This window comes from Streptomyces sp. CRCS-T-1, from assembly GCF_024442335.1.
In the GTDB taxonomy this organism is placed as follows: Bacteria; Actinomycetota; Actinomycetes; order Streptomycetales; family Streptomycetaceae; genus Streptomyces; species Streptomyces koelreuteriae.
Map to the genome: position 1 here is coordinate 2,942,108 of NZ_CP101651.1, position 18,099 is coordinate 2,960,206.

At 70.6% G+C, this 18,099-nt stretch carries 15 protein-coding genes and 1 pseudogene; 3 read left to right on the top strand and 13 right to left on the bottom strand.

Annotation, left to right across the window (positions count from 1 at the left end; genetic code table 11):
• Positions 1-130 precede the first annotated feature (130 nt).
• Complete coding sequence (locus NNW99_RS12945) at positions 131-1,147, top strand: sigma-70 family RNA polymerase sigma factor (RefSeq protein WP_215119074.1); 1,017 nt, start codon at positions 131-133, stop codon at positions 1,145-1,147.
• On the opposite strand, the gene NNW99_RS12950 is transcribed toward NNW99_RS12945, so the two are convergent.
• Complete coding sequence (locus tag NNW99_RS12950) at positions 1,031-1,417, bottom strand: STAS domain-containing protein (RefSeq protein WP_215119079.1); 387 nt, start codon at positions 1,415-1,417, stop codon at positions 1,031-1,033. The genes NNW99_RS12945 and NNW99_RS12950 overlap by 117 nt on opposite strands.
• 138 nt (positions 1,418-1,555) lie before the next feature.
• Between NNW99_RS12950 and NNW99_RS12955 the strand changes: the two genes are divergently transcribed.
• The gene (locus tag NNW99_RS12955) at positions 1,556-2,482 is read left to right on the top strand and encodes an AEC family transporter (protein ID WP_215119081.1); all 927 of its coding nucleotides are present in this window, start codon (positions 1,556-1,558) and stop codon (positions 2,480-2,482) included.
• 1 nt (position 2,483) lies between these two features.
• Here the strand turns inward: NNW99_RS12955 and NNW99_RS12960 are convergent, their stop codons facing one another.
• From NNW99_RS12960 to NNW99_RS13000, 9 genes are all read right to left on the bottom strand, one after another.
• Positions 2,484-3,077, bottom strand: a complete 594-nt coding sequence (locus NNW99_RS12960; RefSeq protein ID WP_215119085.1) for a Uma2 family endonuclease — start codon at positions 3,075-3,077, stop codon at positions 2,484-2,486.
• A gap of 96 nt (positions 3,078-3,173) precedes the next feature.
• On the bottom strand, positions 3,174-4,457 hold the full coding sequence (locus NNW99_RS12965) for a thymidine phosphorylase (RefSeq protein WP_215119086.1): 1,284 nt from the start codon (positions 4,455-4,457) through the stop codon (positions 3,174-3,176).
• Positions 4,458-4,542: 85 nt separating this feature from the next.
• Positions 4,543-4,947: a cytidine deaminase gene (locus NNW99_RS12970; RefSeq protein ID WP_215119087.1), complete on the bottom strand. Its 405-nt coding sequence runs from the start codon at positions 4,945-4,947 to the stop codon at positions 4,543-4,545.
• On the bottom strand, positions 4,944-6,209 hold the full coding sequence (locus NNW99_RS12975; protein ID WP_215119088.1) for an ABC transporter permease: 1,266 nt from the start codon (positions 6,207-6,209) through the stop codon (positions 4,944-4,946). Before NNW99_RS12975 ends, NNW99_RS12970 begins: the two co-directional genes overlap by 4 nt.
• The gene (locus tag NNW99_RS12980; RefSeq protein ID WP_215119089.1) at positions 6,206-7,333 is read right to left on the bottom strand and encodes an ABC transporter permease; all 1,128 of its coding nucleotides are present in this window, start codon (positions 7,331-7,333) and stop codon (positions 6,206-6,208) included. Before NNW99_RS12980 ends, NNW99_RS12975 begins: the two co-directional genes overlap by 4 nt.
• Complete coding sequence (locus NNW99_RS12985; RefSeq protein ID WP_215119091.1) at positions 7,333-8,898, bottom strand: ABC transporter ATP-binding protein; 1,566 nt, start codon at positions 8,896-8,898, stop codon at positions 7,333-7,335. The genes NNW99_RS12980 and NNW99_RS12985 overlap by 1 nt, the downstream gene beginning before the upstream one ends.
• Before the next feature lie 211 nt (positions 8,899-9,109).
• Complete coding sequence (locus NNW99_RS12990; protein WP_215119094.1) at positions 9,110-10,159, bottom strand: BMP family protein; 1,050 nt, start codon at positions 10,157-10,159, stop codon at positions 9,110-9,112.
• Between the two features lie 350 nt (positions 10,160-10,509).
• Positions 10,510-11,556 (bottom strand): BMP family protein, encoded by a 1,047-nt coding sequence (locus NNW99_RS12995; RefSeq protein ID WP_215119095.1) that lies wholly within the window; start codon positions 11,554-11,556, stop codon positions 10,510-10,512.
• 248 nt (positions 11,557-11,804) lie between these two features.
• Positions 11,805-13,037, bottom strand: a complete 1,233-nt coding sequence (locus tag NNW99_RS13000; RefSeq protein ID WP_215124251.1) for a M20 family metallopeptidase — start codon at positions 13,035-13,037, stop codon at positions 11,805-11,807.
• Between the two features lie 298 nt (positions 13,038-13,335).
• On the opposite strand from NNW99_RS13000, the gene NNW99_RS13005 reads away from it, so the two are divergent.
• Positions 13,336-14,034: a class I SAM-dependent methyltransferase gene (locus NNW99_RS13005; protein WP_215119097.1), complete on the top strand. Its 699-nt coding sequence runs from the start codon at positions 13,336-13,338 to the stop codon at positions 14,032-14,034.
• 736 nt (positions 14,035-14,770) lie between these two features.
• On the opposite strand, the pseudogene NNW99_RS13010 reads toward NNW99_RS13005, so the two are convergent.
• The 3 genes and pseudogenes from NNW99_RS13010 to NNW99_RS13020 all read right to left on the bottom strand — a co-directional run.
• A pseudogene (locus NNW99_RS13010) lies at positions 14,771-15,817 on the bottom strand (hypothetical protein); the annotation flags it as partial.
• A gap of 47 nt (positions 15,818-15,864) precedes the next feature.
• The gene (locus NNW99_RS13015; protein WP_215119101.1) at positions 15,865-16,803 is read right to left on the bottom strand and encodes an N-acetylneuraminate synthase family protein; all 939 of its coding nucleotides are present in this window, start codon (positions 16,801-16,803) and stop codon (positions 15,865-15,867) included.
• 13 nt (positions 16,804-16,816) lie between these two features.
• Entirely contained in the window at positions 16,817-18,082 is a 1,266-nt protein-coding gene (locus tag NNW99_RS13020; protein ID WP_215119103.1) for an N-acylneuraminate cytidylyltransferase, read from the bottom strand.
• Positions 18,083-18,099 lie beyond the last annotated feature (17 nt).

Sequence of the window (18,099 nt, forward strand, 5' to 3'; positions counted from 1 at the left end):
ACCGGTCCGAGGCGGGTGCTCCCACCTGCGGGTTCGTGCGCTCGGGGGGCCGTTGTCAGTGGGCTGCGGTAGCTTCCGGAGTACTGGGCGCAATGGCGCGTGACAGACATTCCACAGGGGTGGGTGGACGATGACGAACGGCACGGCGGCACCGACGGACCTGGACACCAGGCTGGAGGCACACCGCACCGAGCTGACCGGGTACTGCTACCGGATGCTCGGCTCCTCCTTCGAGGCCGAGGACGCGGTGCAGGACACGATGGTCCGCGCCTGGCGCAGCTACGACAAGTTCGAGGGCCGCTCCAGCCTTCGCTCCTGGCTCTACCGCATCGCGACGAACGTGTGCCTGGACATGCTGACCGCGGGCAACAAGCGCGCCCGGCCCATGGATCTCACCGAGTCCACGCCGCTCGCCCGGGCGGCCCTGTCCCCCCGCCCGGACAACACCTGGCTGGAGCCGATGCCGGACGCCCGTGTGCTGCCCACGACCGAGGACCCGGCGGAGGCGGCGGTCGCCAAGGAGTCCGTGCGGCTCGCCTTCATGGCCGCGCTGCAGCAGCTTCCGGCCAAGCAGCGGGCCGTGCTGATCCTGCGCGAGGTGCTGGCCTGGAGGGCGAGCGAGGTCGCCGAGCTGCTGGACACCTCGGTGGCGTCGGTCAACAGCGCCCTCCAGCGGGCCCGCGCCACCCTGGCCGAGCGGCAGCAGCCGGGCGCCGACGCGGTCGTCTCCGACCCGCTCGACGAGGACCAGCAGAAGCTGCTGGACCGCTATGTGGCGGCCTTCGAGGGCTACGACATGGCGGCGCTGACGGCCCTGCTGCACGAGGACGCGGTCATGACGATGCCGCCGTTCGACCTGTGGCTGACCGGCGTCGGCGACATCACCGGCTTCATGACGACGCTCGGCGCGCCCTGCGCGGGCTCCCGGCTGGTGCCGGTCGAGGTCAACGGGCTGCCGGGGTTCGCCCAGTACAAGCCCGACCCGGAGGGCGGCGGCTTCATGCCGTGGGCGGTCCAGGTGCTGGAGATCTCAGACGGCCGGATCACCGGGTTCCACTGCTTCCTCGACACCGAGCGCTGGTTCCCGCTCTTCGACCTGCCCCTCCGTCTCGAAGCGGAGGCCGACCAGGTCGAGCAGGGCGCCTAGGGCCGGGTCGGGGTCGCGGAGCCTGATCCGGCCTCCCGCCCGGCGGGCGGCGAGCTGGAGCCGCGCCAGCAGGTCGACGGTGGCGAGGCCCGGCGGTCCGAGGCCCCCGACATCGCACACCACGACCCGGGCACCGCTGGTGTGCAGCAGTGCCCGTACGTCGTCGCTCAGCCCTCTCACCTCGTCCCGGGTGACGGGGCCGGGCAGTACGAGCACGGGCGGTGTCATGGCGTCCACGATCGGTAGACCGGGCGGGCGGCGGTAACTCATCGCGACGGTCCCTTCTGTCGGTGCGCAGGGAAGATCACATTGACCGGGACATGGCCTTCCCCGGAGGGTTGGCTGTATGCCCCATGCACCTGCCCCTCCCGCGCTGCCCGATGCTCTCTTCGCCGGTGAGGGGGCGTCGTGCAGGGGGTGCTGAGCGGGTTCGCGGTCATCGCCGTGGTCATCGGGGTCGGCTACCTGATCGGCCGCCGGGGCTATCTGGGGGACGGGGGCCGCGAGGTCCTGACCAAGCTGGCCTTCCATGTGGCGTCCCCGGCGCTGCTCTTCACGACGCTCGCGCAGGCCGACCTGTCGGTGATCTTCTCCGACCGGCTGCTGGTCACGGCGATGAGCACGGCAGCGGCGGCGGGGGTCTTCGTGGCGGTGGGTGCGGTGCGCCGGTGGGGTGCGGGCCGGACGACGATCGGCGCGCTGTGCTCCAGCTACGTGAACTCGGGGAATCTCGGCATCCCGATCGCCGTGTACGTCCTCGGTGACGCGTCGCTGGTCGCGCCGGTGCTGCTGTTCCAGCTGGTCGCCGTCACACCGGTGGCGCTGACGGTCCTGGACCTGGCGACCGTCTCGGAGGAGGACAAGCGCCCCCTGTGGCAGAGCCTGCTCACCCCGCTCCGCAATCCGATCGCCCTGGGCTCCCTCGCCGGGGTGGCGGCGTCGGCGACCGGCCTCCATGTCCCGGGCCCGCTGATGGACCCCCTCACCCTGATCGGCAACATGTCGGTCCCGGCCGTCCTCCTCGCCTTCGGCATCTCCCTGCGCGGCAGCACACTCCCCCTGCGCGGCGCGGAACGGGCCCCCGTCCTCCTCGCCGTGGCCCTGAAGGCGATCGCCCAGCCCCTGATCGCCTGGGCCCTGGCGACGACCGTCTTCGGCCTCCACGGAGCGTCCCTGCTCGACGTGGTCGTCACCTCTGCCCTGCCTGCGGCACAGAACCTGTTCACGTACGCGAGTAGCTACCGAGTGGGCGAGGTGCTGGCGAGGGAGGCGATCCTGCTGTCGACGGTGCTGGCGGTGCCGGTGCTTGTGGTGGTGGCGGCGGTGCTGGGGTGAGTCAGTCGTGGGGGAACTCGGCGGTGTCGAGTTCTAGGGTGAAGGGCTCGGGCAGCGTGATGCGATCTCCGAATTTGCCCTCATCCAGAACCCGGTAGACCTTCCCCCGCGGTTCGCCGTAGAGCGTGATGACGGGCCCTCCGGGGGCCCAGCCGTCGATGAGCAGGTACAGCGGAACGCCGGCGTGGGCATAACCGGCGGCTTTCTTGATCCGATCGTGGGCCGCATTCCCCTTGGACGTGATCTCGACAATGAGTTCCGCGGCAGCCGCTGGGATGAAGTGGCCGCCCTCGTCACGCAGCACCTGCCTGGGGGCGACTGCGAGGTCAGGGATGTAGAGCCCGTCACGGGACGGGACCGCCGTGCCCAGGGTCTGGTAGATGCCCCAGTGCCTGGGGATGACCTCGTACAGGACTCGCTGGACCAGGTCAGCGATGTCGTTGTGGGCATTGGACGGCGGTGGTGCCACGGTGACGATCCCCTCGATGATCTCCACCTTGCAGCCCTCGGGCGCGTCCGTCTCCTGCCAGATCCGAACGAGGTCGTCCCACTCGTGGCCGTTGGCAGCCGAGTGGTCGACGGTGAGTGCGCTCATGGCGGTTCTCCAATCAGTGCGTCACCGATCCCAGCATGCCGAACGGGACCGGCGGAGGTCCACCGATCCCGTTCACCCGAAAGGAAAACCCCCAGGTCAGGCGATACGTTCCAGCACTACCGGCGACGCCGTGAAGTCCGTCCCCTGGGCCGCGATGTCGTAGGAGCCCTCCACCGCCTGGAGCGCGTACTCGAAACGCTCCGGGGTGTCGGTGTGCAGGGTCAGCAGGGGCTGGCCCTCCTTCACCGGGTCGCCCGGCTTGGCGTGGAGTTCGATGCCGGCGCCTGCCTGGACCGGGTCCTCCTTGCGGGCGCGGCCCGCGCCGAGGCGCCAGGCGGCGATGCCGATGTCGTAGGCGTCGAGGCGGGTCAGGGTGCCCGAGGCCGGGGCCTTGATCACGTGCTGTTCGCGGGCCACCGGGAGCGCCGCGTCCGGGTCGCCGCCCTGGGCCGCGATCATGCGGCGCCAGACGTCCATCGCGGAGCCGTCGGCCAGGGCCTTCGCCGGGTCGGCGTCCTTCACACCTGCGGCGTCCAGCATTTCGCGGGCCAGGGCGATGGTCAGTTCGACCACGTCCGCCGGGCCGCCGCCCGCCAGGACCTCCACCGACTCGCGGACCTCCAGGGCGTTGCCCGCGGTGAGGCCGAGCGGGGTCGACATGTCCGTGAGCAGGGCGACCGTACGCACCCCGTGGTCCGTGCCCAGGCCGACCATCGTGGAGGCCAGTTCGCGGGCGTCGTCCAGAGTCTTCATGAAGGCGCCCGTGCCTACCTTGACGTCCAGGACGAGCGAGCCCGTGCCCTCGGCGATCTTCTTCGACATGATCGAGGAGGCGATCAGGGGGATCGCCTCGACGGTGCCCGTGACGTCGCGCAGGGCGTAGAGCTTCTTGTCCGCGGGGGCCAGGCCGTCGCCCGCCGCGCAGATGACCGCGCCGGTGGTGTCCAGGACGTTCAGCATCCGCTCGTTGGAGAGCAGGGCCTGCCAGCCGGGGACGGACTCCAGCTTGTCCAGCGTGCCGCCGGTGTGGCCGAGGCCGCGGCCCGAGAGCTGCGGTACGGCGGCGCCGCACGCGGCGACCAGGGGGGCCAGCGGGAGCGTGATCTTGTCGCCGACGCCGCCCGTGGAGTGCTTGTCGGCCGTCGGGCGGGACAGGGACGAGAAGTCCATGCGCTCGCCGGAGGCGATCATCGCGGCGGTCCAGCGGGCGATCTCACGGCGGTTCATGCCGTTGAGCAGGATGGCCATCGCGAGGGCGGACATCTGCTCGTCGGCCACCTCCCCGCGGGTGTACGCGTCGATGACCCAGTCGATCTGCTCGTCACTGAGCTCGCCGCGGTCCCGCTTGGTGCGGATGACGGAGATGGCGTCCATGGCCATGGCTTGGGCTTCCTTCCGAGGATTTCCAGAAGCCGTACGGCCCCTCCTGAGCGACTGGCGACTCGGAGGGGCCGTACGGGAATGACTACTTGTCGAGGTGGCCGGGGCCGAAGGCCTGGGGCAGCATCGCCGACAGCGGCAGGATGCCCTCCGGGGTCTCCAGCAGCAGCTCCGGGCCGCCGAACTCGTGCAGCAACTGGCGGCAGCGGCCGCACGGTACGAGCGGGTCGCCGTCGCGGTCGACGCAGGTGAAGTGCGTCAGCCGGCCGCCGCCGGTGTTGTGCAGCTCCGACACCAGGCCGCACTCGGCGCACAGGCCGAGGCCGTACGAGGCGTTCTCGACGTTGCAGCCGGAGATGATCCGGCCGTCGTCGACCAGGGCGGCCACGCCCACCGGATAGCCGGAGTAGGGGGCGTACGCCCGGGACATGGCGTCCCGGGCCACCGCGCGCAGCTTCTCCCAGTCGACGGCCGGGCCGGCGTCGGTCACTTGCCCTGTCCCTTCCGGTACGGCATGCCGTCCGCCTTGGGCATCCTCAGACGCTGCGCGGACAGGGCGAGCACCACCAGGGTGATGACGTACGGCGTGGCGGAGACGACCTGGTTGGGGACCTCGTCGGTGGTCGCGTACCAGGCGAAGACCAGGCCGCCGACGACCAGGGTGATCGCGGCCTGGACGTACTTCTTGCGGACCACCAGCCAGATGGCGCCGATGAGCAGCAGGAGCGCGCCGAGCAGCAGCAGGGCGTGCACGTTGGCCGAGCCGCCGCGCAGGTTGAGGCTGTCGGTGTAGCCGAACAGGCCCGCGCCGAGGGCGAGTCCGCCGGGCATCCAGTTGCCGAAGATCATCGCGGCGAGGCCGATGTAGCCGCGGCCGCTGACCTGGCCCTCCAGGTAGAAGGGGTTGGCCACGATGGACAGGAAGGCGCCGCCGAGGCCGGCCAGACCGCCGGAGATGATCACGGCGATGTACTTGTACTTGTAGACGTTGACGCCGAGGGACTCGGCGGCGACCGGGTTCTCGCCGCAGGAGCGCAGCCGCAGGCCGAAGGCGGTGCGCCACAGGATCCACCAGGTGGCGGGGATCAGCGCGATGGCGATCAGGGTCAGCCAGGAGACGTTGGTGACCAGGCCGCCGAGCAGGCCGGCGATGTCCGAGATCAGGAACCAGCCGTGGGCGTTGAGGTCGCGCAGCGCGTCGGAGAGGCCCGGCACCGTGAAGTTGCCGAGGGATTCCACCGCCGGGGACTGCTTGGCGGAGCCGCCCGTGTGGCCCTCGAAGGCGAGGGGCGCGAGGTAGCGGGTGGCGCCCAGGGCGAGGATGTTGATGGCCACACCGGAGACGATGTGGTTGACGTTGAAGGTGACGGTGACGAAGGCGTGCAGCAGGCCGCCGATCGCGCCGCCCGCGATGCCCACCAGGACACCGGTCCACGGGCCCCACTGGAATCCGGCCCAGGCACCGAACCAGGTGCCGAGGATCATCATGCCCTCGAGGCCGATGTTGACGACACCCGCGCGCTCGGCCCACAGACCGCCGAGACCGGCGAGGCCGATCGGCACGGCGAGCTGGAGCGCGGTGGACATCTGGCTGACGTTGGTGATGCCGTCGGCGCCGGTGATGATGCGGACGATCGAGGTCAGCGCCAGACCGCCGGCGATGACCAGCAGCAGGACGGGCCACGACAGGCGGCGGCCGGTGGGCGCCGCGGGCTGCAGCGTGGGCTGGTTGAGGTCGGTCACGGTGGTCATCGGCCAGCCACCTCCTTCGTGGCGTTGTGGGTGGTGGTGCCGAGGACGTGACCGGCGGCCAGTTCGGCGCCGACCCGGCGCTGCTGGCGGCGCAGGCCCCATTCGCGGACGGCCTCGTAGGAGACGACGACCGAGAGGACGATCAGGCCCTGCATGATGACCGCGATCTCCTTGTCGTAGCCGTGGAAGTCCAGTTCGGGCGAGGCCTTGTCGAGCCAGGCCCACAGCAGGGCGGCGAAGGCGATGCCGACCGGGCTGTTGCGGCCGAGCAGGGCGATGCCGATGCCGAGGAAGCCGATTCCGGTGGGGAAGTTCAGGCTGTAGGTGTGGGTGTCGCCGAGCAGGATCGGCAGACCGGCCAGGCCCGCGAGGCCGCCGGAGAGCAGCATGGCGGTCAGCACCATGCGCTTGGGGTCGACGCCGCTGGCCGCGGCCGCGGTCGAGGAGGCGCCGGAGGCACGCAGGTCGAAGCCGAAGCGGGTGCGGTTCAGGACGACCCAGTAGCCGATGCCGAGCAGGACGGCGAGCAGGACCAGGCCGTAGATCTCGCCGGCCGCGCCCATCGAGATGCCGGGGATCCAGCCGGACTCGTGCATCTCGCCGGTGGTGTTGTTGTTGCCGACCTTGACGCCGAAGACGTCCGGCAGCCACAGGTAGGAGATCACCGAGGTGGCGATGGCGTTGAGCATGATCGTGGCGACGACCTCGCTGACGCCGCGGGTGACCTTGAGGACACCGGCGATACCGGCCCAGAAGGCGCCGGTGAGGACGGCCGTCAGGAGCAGCAGCGGCACCTGGATCGCGGCCGGCATGCTGGCGTGGGCGCCGACGATGGCGGCCATCATGGCGGCGAGCTGGTACTGGCCGTCGACGCCGATGTTGAACAGGTTCATCCGGAAGCCGATGGCCACCGCGAGCGCCGCGATGTAGTACATCGACGCCTGGTTGATGATCAGCACCTGGATGTCGGAGAAGCCGAGCTGCTCAAACATCAGGGCGAACGGCTCGATCGGGTTCTTGCCCGACGCGATCAGCACGATCGCGATCAGGACGAAGGCCACGGCGAGCGCGATGACCGGCCCGGCCACCGCGAGGAGCACGCGCTCCTTGTCGAACTTCTTCATCAGCGGGCCTCGTCTTCCCCAGACTCGGGAGACTTGCGGGTCTCGGGGGTCTCTTCGTGTTCCAGGTGGCCGGTCGCGGCGCCGGTCATCGCCGAGCCGAGTTCCTCGGGCGTGATGCCGGCCGGGTCGGCGTCGGCGACCAGCTTGCCGTTGTAGATCACGCGCAGGGTGTCGGACAGACCGATCAGCTCGTCGAGGTCGGCGGAGATCAGCAGCACGGCCAGGCCCTCGCGGCGGGCCTCGCGGATGAGGTCCCAGATGGCGGACTGGGCACCGACGTCCACGCCCCGGGTGGGGTGGGCGGCGATCAGGAAGCGCGGCTTGTGGCTCATCTCGCGGCCGACGATCAGCTTCTGCTGGTTGCCGCCGGACAGGGAGGCGGCGGTGACGTCGATGCCGGGGGTGCGGACGTCGTACTCCGTCACGATCCGGCGGGTGTCCTCCTGGGCGGCCTTCGGGTCCAGCCAGACGCCCTTGGCGAGGGGCTTCTCGGTGACATGGCCGAGGATGCGGTTCTCCCAGAGGGGTGCCTCCAGGAGCAGACCGTGGCGGTGGCGGTCCTCGGGGATGTAGCCGATGCCCTGCTCGCGGCGCCTGCGGGTGGGCCAGGCGGTGATCTCCTCGTCGGCGAGCCGGATCGTGCCGGAGTCGGCGTGCTTGAGGCCGATGAGCGCGTCCACCAGCTCGGTCTGGCCGTTGCCCTCGACGCCGGCGATGCCGAGGACTTCGCCCTCGTGGATGGTGAAGGTGATGTCGTCGAGGAGGGCCTTGCCGCCGGGGGCCTCCAGGCGGAGCTTGTCGACGGTGATGACCGGGCGGTCGGTGACCGTGGACTCGGCCGTCTCGGGCGTGGGCAGTTCGCTGCCCACCATCATCTCGGCGAGCTGACGCGGCGTCGTCTCGGCGGGGACGGCCGTACCGACGGTGGTGCCGCGGCGGATGACGGTGATCTCGTCGGCGACGGAGAGCACTTCGCCGAGCTTGTGCGAGATGAAGATGACCGACAGGCCCTCGGACTTCAGTTCGCGCAGGTTGGCGAAGAGGGCGTCGACCTCCTGCGGCACCAGGACGGCCGTGGGCTCGTCGAGGATCAGCGTGGTGGCGCCGCGGTAGAGGACCTTGAGGATCTCCACGCGCTGGCGGGCGGCGACGCCGAGCTCCTCGACCAGGAGGTCGGGCTTGACGTCGAGGCCGTAGCGCTCGGAGAGCTCCTTGATCTTGCGGCGGGCCTTGGCGCCGATGCCGTGGAGCTTCTCGCTGCCGAGCACCACGTTCTCGAGGACCGTGAGGTTGTCGGCGAGCATGAAGTGCTGGTGGACCATGCCGATGCCGCGGACGATGGCATCGGCCGGCGACGAGAAGGCGACCTGCTCGCCGCCCACGGCGATGGTGCCCTCGTCCGGCTTCTGCATGCCGTAGAGGATCTTCATCAGGGTCGACTTGCCGGCGCCGTTCTCACCGACCAGGGCGTGGACGGTGCCCTTGCGGACGCTGAGGTGGATGTCGTGGTTGGCCACGACGCCGGGGAAACGCTTGGTGATCCCGGCGAGTTCGACGGCGGTCACCGATTCGTTGACCGCCGCTCCGGCCGGAGGGCTGCTGGACGCGTTGATAACGCACTCTCCTGGGGACGGGGGTCGTCTACGCGCGTAGCGCCCCTACGGCATACAAAGGGGCCGGGCCCCCGCGCCAACGGGGCACGGAGAGCAGCCTCCCCGCGCCCCGTTGAGCGGACGCGACCCCCGGGGGTCACTGCCTGCTCGAGGCAGTAAGTCGTCAGCTGCTCTTGACCTTGATCTCGCCGCTGATGATCTTCTCCTTGGCCGTCTTGATGGCTTCCTGAAGCTCGGCGTCGTCCGCGAACTTCGGGTTGGAGTCCGAGAGGCTCACCTCGCCGGTCTTCAGATCGCCACGAACGATACCGGTCTCGGGCTTGCCGTCCTCGACCGACTTCGCGAGGTTGTACACCGCCTTGGCGACGTCCTTCATCGCCGAGGTCAGGATGAAGTCCTTGTACTTGGCGAGGGCGGCCTGCTCGTACTGGTCGGAGTCGACGCCGATCGCCCACACCTTCTTGGCGGCGGCGGCCTCGATGACGCCCTGACCGGACAGACCGGCGGCCGCGTAGACCACGTCGGCCTTCTTCTCGATCTGGCCCTCGGCGGCCGTCTTGCCCTTGTCGGGGCTGGCGAAGCCGCCCTCCTCGGCCGTCTGCGTCAGGTACTGGGAGAGCACCTTGACCTTCGGGTCGGTGTCCTTGACGCCCTGCGCGAAGCCCGCCTGGAACTTGTGGATCAGCGGGATGTCCACACCGCCCACGAAGCCGACGACCTTGGACTTGGTGCTCTTGGCGGCGGCGACACCGGCCAGGTAGGAGGCCTGCTCCTCGTTGAAGACCAGGTCGGCGACGTTCTTGCTGTTGATCGTGGCGTCGTCGACGATGCCGAAGGTGGTGTCCGGGAACTTCTCCGCGGCACCCTTGACGGCCGAGGCGTACGCGTAGCCGACGCCGATGACCGGGTTGTGACCCTGCTTCGCCAGCGAGACCAGACGCTGCTCCTTGTCGGCGTCGGTCTCGCCCTCGGTGGGCTCCACGTCGGCCGTCTTGTAGCCGAACTCCTTCTGCGCCTTCTCCAGACCCGCGTACGCGGCGTCGTTGAAGGACTGGTCGCCCTTGCCACCGACGTCGTACGCGATGGCGAGACCCTTGTTCCCCTTCGAGTCCGACGACCCGGCAGAGGTCGAGGTGCTGCCGCAGGCGGAGAGGGCGAGGGCCAGGGAGGCGGTCGCTGCGCCTGCGACCGTGATCCGGGAAATCCGGCGCATGTGTGGGTGCTCCTGTCGTACTGGCGGGCCCGGTGCGGCGAGGGTGCGTGCCGGGCGGCGTGGGGACGTGCTCTCACTACCCCGGGGTCGCCAAGCGCCGGAACGGTTCAGCGTCGACGCTGGCTTCGCCGCAGATTAACGCGCGTAGACCTGCCTGAAAACCCCTTCTGTCCACCTTGTTATCCGCCCGTGGCCAAGCCATCCCCGGGTCTCGGGTCGGGTGTCGCCGACCGCGAACGAGGGGTGGCGCAGGGTGATCCGGGTGGCTCGGGGCGATTCGCCCCGGGAACGCCACGGAGGGCGGGCACCCTGGGGTGCCCGCCCTCCGTGGCTGTCGCAGACCGGTACCGCTACTCGGTCTTGACCTTGATGGAGCCGTCGATGATGCCCTTCTTGGCCTTGTCCACGGCGTCCTTGAGCCCCGCGACCTGGCCGAACTCCGGGTTGGCCTCGGAGACTCCGACACCGTTGACCTTCAGGTCGAAGGTCTGGGTCCCGGACAGCGGCTTGCCGTCGTGGACCGACTTGGACAGCGCGTAGACCGCGCCGCCGACGTCCTTGAGGGCGGAGGTGAGGATGTACTGCTTGTACGCGGCGAGGGGTGCCTGCTTGTACTGGTCGGAGTCGACGCCGATCGCCCAGACCTTCGCCTTGGCGGCGGCCTCTATGACGCCCTGGCCCGAGAGACCGGCCGCCTGGTAGACGACGTCGGCCTTCTTCTCGATCTGGCCCTCGGCGGCGGCCTTGCCCTTGTCGGGGCTGGCGAAGCCGCCCTCCTCGGCCGTCTGCGTCAGGTACTGCGAGACGACCTTCACCTTGGGGTTGGTGTCCTGCACGCCCTGCTTGTAGCCGGCCTCGAACTTGTGGATCAGCGGGATGTCCACACCGCCGACGAAACCGACGGTGTTCGACTTGGTGACCTTGGCGGCGGCGACACCGGCGAGGTACGAGGCCTGCTCCTCGGCGAAGACGAGGGAGGCGACGTTCTTGCCCTCGACCACGGAGTCGACGATGCCGAAGGTGGTCTTCGGGTACTTGGCGGCCACGGCCTTCATCGCCGGGCCGTAGGCGAAGCCGACGCCGATGACCGGGTTGTAGCCCTGCTTGGCCAGCGAGGCCAGCCGCTGTTCCTTGTCGGCGTCGGTCTCGCCCTCGGTGGGCTCGATGTCGGCCGTCTTGTAGCCGTACTCGTCCTTGGCCTTCGTCAGGCCCGCGTAGGCGGCGTCGTTGAAGGACTGGTCACCCTTGCCGCCGATGTCGTAGGCGATGGCGAGACCCTTGTCTTCCTTCGTGTCGCTGCCACCGCTCTCACTGCTGGTGCTGCCACAGGCCGTGGCGGCGAGCCCGAGCGACGCGACCCCCACCGCGACACGGGTCAGTTTGGAAATCCGACGCATCTGAAGTTCCCCATTCTCCAAAGCCCCGCAGTGGGCGCTCAGTGCGGCGCACATTAACGCGCGTAGACACCCTTGGGAACGGTTCACCGTGGGGCCGTTATCCATTCGTGCCGATGGCCGGTTACGCCCTTGTGAACCACGGGAGCGAACGGGGTCGAAAAGTGCGGCCGGGGACATGGCGCGATCCTTTTCACCGCGCGCCGTCGCTCATCCCCGGCCGGATTCCTTTTCGCAGGTCAGGGGCCGCCCTAACGCAGGCCGTTCACCAGGGCCGCCGCCGTGAAGAGTTCCACGCCTACGGTGATCGCCGACTCGTCCACGTCGAAGTCGCCCTGGTGGAGGTCGCGGACGTGGCGTTCGCCCGGGGTGCGGACGCCGAGGCGCGCCATGGCGCCGGGGACGTGTTCCAGGTACCAGGAGAAGTCCTCGCCGCCGAGGCTCTGCTCGGTGCCCAGGACGGAGTCGACCCCGCGGCGGGCGATCATGGCGTCGCGCAGCAGCTCGGTCACGCCGGGTTCGTTGACGACGGGCGGTACGCCGCGCACGTAGTTGATCTCCGACTTGGCGCGGTGCAGATTGGCGATCTCGTCGATCGCCGCGACCACGACGTCGGGGGCCTGCCGCCAGGCCTCGATGTCGAGGCAGCGCACCGTGCCGGAGAGTTCGGCGTGCTGCGGGATCACGTTCGGCGCGTGGCCCGACTCGACGCGGCCCCAGGTGATGGCGAGTCCGCTGCGACTGTCGAAGCGGCGGCCGACCAGGGCGGGTACGTCGGTGACGACGCGGGCCGCCGCGGTGACCAGGTCGGTCGTGAGGTGGGGGCGTGCGGTGTGACCGCCCGGGCCGTCGAGGGAGATCTCCAGCCGGTCGCAGGCGGAGGTGATGGGACCCTCGCGGAGTCCGACGTACCCCGCGTCCACCCGGGGGTCGCAGTGCACGGCGATGATCGCGCCGACCCCCTCCAGCGCACCGCACTTGATGACATCGGCGGCGCCGCCGGGCAGGACCTCCTCGGCGGGCTGGAAGATCAGCCGGACGGGGCGGGGCAGCAGGCCCTGCTTGTGCAGTTCGGCGAGGACCAGGCCGGCGCCGAGGACGACGGTGGTGTGCACGTCGTGGCCGCAGGCGTGGGCGCGGTCGGGCACGGTCGAGCGGTACGGGCAGTCGGCCTTGGTGTCCGGGATGGGCAGGCCGTCGATGTCGGCCCGCAGCGCGAGCATGCTGGGGCCGCCGTCCCACTGCTCGCCCTCTACGCCGATGTCACAGACGAGTCCGGTTCCGACGGCGAGGACGCGCGGTTTGAGGCCGGCCCGCTCGAGCCGCTCCTTGATCGCGGCGGTCGTGCGGAACTCCTGGTTGCCCAGCTCCGGGTGCATGTGCATGTCGCGCCGGAACGCGATGAGCTCTGCGCGCAGGGCGTCGGGCAGTGCGCCGGGAAGTACGGCTTCGCCGGGAAGATCGACCTCGGACTCCAGTGACATCAATTGCTTCACCCTCTGAAGGGTAGGGCGCCAAGGCGGTCGGCTGACCCTCGATCAACAAATTTTCAACCCGTTAGGGGAAGAAAATATGACCGCCGGACGTATAGCTATCAAGTGAGATGGGTAAACTCGCCCGCCTTTTGGGCTGAGCCGGTCACCGCATCCCCGGAGTGTGACGTCGGACACACCTCGGTCGGGACTCCGGTACCCATCCATCCTCTCCACGGATACCACGCCCCGCGCGGGGAACACTGTCTTGTTCATCTCACTGCCACAGGGCCCCGATAGTGTGCGGCCCGTGCGCGCCGACAGCCCGGAGTTCCTCACAGCCACCCAGACCTCGTACGACGCCATCGCCGAGGCCTATGCCGCCGGGCTCCCCGACAGCCTGGCCGGGAGACCGCTGGAGCGGGCGCTGCTCACGGCCTTCGTGGACCTGGTCCGGGCGCCCGGCACGGCAGGAGCGCCCGGGGCGGCGGTGCGGCCCCCGGTCGCGGACATCGGCAGTGGCCCCGGGTACGTCGCGGCGCGGCTGCACGGGCTCGGGCTGCCGGTGTTCGGCATCGACGTCTCGCCCCGCATGGTGGCCCTGGCCCGTCGGGCGCACCCGGGGCTGCGGTTCCACGTCGGTTCGATGACGGCCCTCGACCTGCCGGACGAGACGCTCGGCGGGATCGTCGCGCTCTACTCGATCATCCATGTGCCGGACGATCATCTGCCCTCGGTCTTCGCCGAGTTCCACCGCGTGCTGCTGCCGGGCGCGCCGGTCCTGCTCGGCTTCCAGTCCGGCGCCGAGGACGGGCATCAGCGTCTCACCGAGCGCTTCGGCAGCCCGATCTCCCTCGACTACTACTGGCGCACCCCGGAGTCGGTCACGACCGCCCTCAGGGAGGCGGGCCTGCGCGTGCACGCCCGCGTGTTCCGGGAGCCGGAGGGCGAGGAGAAGCTGCCCCGCGCGTTTCTGCTGGCGTACAGGCCGGGCTCTGTGCGGGAGTGAGCCGGTCGGGGGCCGGGCCTGAGGGCACGCGGCTTCGCTTCGGCGTGCGCCGGTCCGCGTTGGCCGGGGCGTGGATCCGTACCGGTCGCGTACGGGCGTCAGCGCAGGCGGAGCGTGGGTGTGGCTCGGTCGGGCTCATCGAGGGGCTTCGGTGGGCGCCGTTCGGGGGAACGGTCGGCTCACTCGGAGCGTGAGCCTGCCTCGGCCAGGCCGGTGGAGCGGCTTCGGGCGGCGCCGATCGGCGGAACGGTCCGCCCACTCGGAGCGTGGGTCAGCCCTGGTCGGGGCGTGAACCCGCCGCAGGACCGGAGGCCCTCGCCGCCTGGCCCGCTCGGTCCCACAGGCCTCCCGTGTCAGACCGGAGGCCCTCGCCGCCCGGCCCTGCCGATCCCGCAGGCCTGGTCGGCAGACCGGGAACGCGAGGGCGCCTGGCTCCCCCGGCCTCCTGCCGTAGAGGCCCCGCACGGTCTCAGCCGGCCGCCACCGCGCCTGCGGCGTCCGCAGGGCCCGGGCCCGGCCTGCTTGCCGGGCCCACCGTGCCCGTGGGGCCGGACACGGTCGCCCTGGCTGTCGGGCCCGGGATACTGCCCGCGCCGGCCGAGCCGGTCATGGTCGCCGAACTCGTCGGGCCCGTGACACTGCCCGGGCCGGTCATCGTCGCCGGGCCCGGGATGCTTCCCGGGCTCGGCGGGCTCGGCGGGTTCTCCGAAGCCTCCTGGCCTCCGGAACCGCCCGGGGACAGCCGGTGTACGTCCCGTGCTGTTCCCGTCACGCCCGAGAGGAAGCCCTGGGCTCGGGGGGAGGCCGTTTCGGTCAGCCAGGTGGGGTCGATGTCGCAGACCGCTACGCGGACCTCGGTGCCGGAGAGGGCCAGGGGGAGGGTGTGGACGACGGTGGAGGGAAAGCTGAGGATCGTGCGGCCGATGGGGCCGCGGCGGGCGATCAGTTCCAGGGGGAGTTCGGGGCGGACGATCTCCAGGCCCGTCTCGAGCGCGAGGCGACGGAGCTTGGTCGGGCTCTCGCGGCGGTGGGCGAAGTAGCGGGTGGCGCCGTGGGCGGCGGCCAGGGCGCGGACGGCTTCCAGGTAGCGGTCGTCGTCGACGACGCCCGTCTCGACCAGGGACGTGCCCACCATGTCGGCGCCCTTGGTGATGCGCGGCGGGCCGAAGCGGGCCCGGGTCCAGGCGAAGTCGTTGGCGCTGATCGTGACGCCCTCGGGGGTCTCCTCCATCGGCATGGAGGAGAAGATCTCCACCCGGCGACTGCCCCCGGGGGTGAGGCGGCGGCGGGCCGAGGAGGACACCGGCGCGAAGATCAGGTCGCGGGGGCCGGGGCGGCCGCCCTTGCGGTGCCAGCGCACCAGTCGCTCGCCCCGGGCGAGCTGGCCCACGAACTCCATCGTCGCCGTACCGTCGTCGACGACGACCAGGTCACGGGCGCGGGTGATGGTCAGCAGGAGCTGAACGTAGCGGGAGAAGGGGTCCCCCAGGACGATCCGGCGGGCCTTGCGGAGTATGCCCGTCAGGCCGCCGATGGTCTGGAAGGGCGCCAGCGGGCCGCCGCGCGCCTCCTCCCAGCGGACCTCGTGCCCCTCGTCACGGGCCAGGTCGGACATCCGCCGCAACTGGCCGCGTGTCATCGGGTCGACGGGTGACAGCACCACGAGGGTGAGCCCCACGCCGGGCGCATGCGCGTGCGCCCACTCCAGCACGTTCAGCAGCTGTACCGGACTCTCGACGAACGCGAGAGTGTGGGGGCCGGCGTTCCCGGCGCGGGGGCTCATCGACGTACGACCGTCCCGTCGTAAGGGGGGTGTGGGGAGTTGTGCGCTCAGACGCCGACCGGCTCGCCCGCCGCGTCGGCGATCTCCGCCTCGGCGACCACACCGGCGACGCGGCGCAGCTTCTTCATCGGGGCCAGCTCGGAGTCGTAGACCTTCTTCACGCCGTCACCGAGGGAGGCCTCGATGGTGCGGATGTCGCGGACGAGGCGCGTGAGGCCCTGCGGCTCCACGGACGCGGCCTGGTCCGAGCCCCACATGGCGCGGTCGAGGGTGATGTGACGCTCGACGAAGGTGGCGCCCAGGGCGACCGCGGCGAGGGTGGTCTGCAGACCGGTCTCGTGGCCGGAGTAGCCGATCGGGACGTTCGGGTACTCCTGCTGCAGGGTGTTGATGACGCGGAGGTTGAGCTCCTCGGCCTGCGCCGGGTAGGTCGAGGTGGCGTGGCACATGAGGATGTTCTCGCTGCCCAGGACCTCGACCGCGTGGCGGATCTGCTTCGGGGTGGACATGCCCGTGGAGAGGATGACCGTACGGCCGGTGGCGCGCAGGGCGCGCAGCAGCTCGTCGTCGGTGAGGGAGGCCGAGGCGACCTTGTGGGCGGGGACGTCGAACTTCTCCAGGAAGGCGACGGCCTCGGTGTCCCACGGGGAGGCGAACCAGTCGATGCCGCGCTTCTTGCAGTAGGCGTCGATCTGGCCGTACTCGTCCTCGCCGAACTCGACGCGGTGGCGGTAGTCGATGTAGGTCATCCGGCCCCAGGGGGTGTCGCGCTCGATGTCCCACTGGTCGCGCGGGGTGCAGATCTCCGGCGTGCGCTTCTGGAACTTGACCGCGTCGCAGCCGGCCTCGGCGGCGGCGTCGATCAGCTTGAACGCGTTCTCGATGTCGCCGTTGTGGTTGATGCCGATCTCGCCGGTGACGTAGACGGGGCGGCCCGGGCCGGCCTCGCGAGTACCGAACTTGCGGATGCGGGAGTTGTTGCTCATGGCGCAGATGTCCTTACTTGGTGAGGGAATCGAGAGAGGGGCCGAGGATCCAGCTGGCGATCTCTCGGATCGCGCCGTCGCCACCGGGGACGGTGGTGACCGCGCGTGCGGCGCCGCGCACGACGTCGTGGGCGCTCGCGACCGCCACGGGCCAGCCCGCGAGGGCGAAGCACGGGAGGTCATTGACGTCGTTGCCGACGTAGAGCACGCGCTCCGGCGCGATGCCCTGCTCCTCGCACCACTGCTTCAGTGCGAGGTCCTTGCGGTCGATGCCGTGCAGCACCGGGAGCTTGAGCTTCCGGGCCCGGGCGGCGACCACAGGGTTCTGTTCCGTGGACAGGATCAGCATCTTCAGGCCGCTCCTGCGGAGGGCCGCGATGCCGAGTCCGTCTCCGCGGTGCACGGAGACGAACTCCCGTCCGTCGGAGTCGACGAGCACCCGGTCGTCGGTCTGGGTGCCGTCGAAGTCGAGGACGACCGCGTCGATGTCGTCGGCGGTCGGGAGCGCGCCGGGCCGGTCCGCGTCGAAGAGCGGGGCGAGGGCCCGGGCGCGGGCGAGGTCGTGCGGGTCGTCGATCTCCAGCACGCGCGCGGGGTCGGTGCGCACCAGTTCGGTGCGGCCGAAGAAGCGGTGCTGGTGCTTGCGGAAGCCGACCGCCTCCATGCCGTAGGCGGCGCCGGTCTCCAGCAGGTCCTGGGGGCGGTCCTGGCGGCGCGGGCGGAAGGACTTGTCGTGGTTGACGCCGTAGCCGCCGCCGGTGGCCGCGTCGGCCTCCGTGACGGTGCCGGCCGCCACCTCGTCGTCCGCGTCGCGCCATACGAAGCCGTGGAACGGTGCCACGGTGAGGGCCGTGTCGGCGCCGTTCTCGACGATGGCCTCGGCGACGCCGTCGACGTCCTCGCGGGTGATGAACGGGCTGGTGCACTGCACCAGCAGCACCACGTCCACGACCGCGCCGTGCAGGGCCTCGTGGGCGTCCACGGCGTGCAGGACGGCGGCCTCGGAGGTGGCGGTGTCGCCGGCGATGGCGGCGGGCCGCAGCACGACCTCGGCACCCGCCTCGCGGGCGGCGGCCGCGATGGCCTGGTCGTCGGTGGAGACCACGACGTCCGTCACCAGCCGGGCGGCGCGGCACTCGCGCACCGCACGCGCCACCAGCGGGACGCCGCCGACGGGCAGGAGGTTCTTCGCGGGCACGCCCTTGGAGCCGCCGCGCGCGGGGATCACCGCGAGCACGCGGCGCACCGAGGCGCCTTGGCCCGCTTCCGGTTGTGACATGGGGACTACTCCTTGGG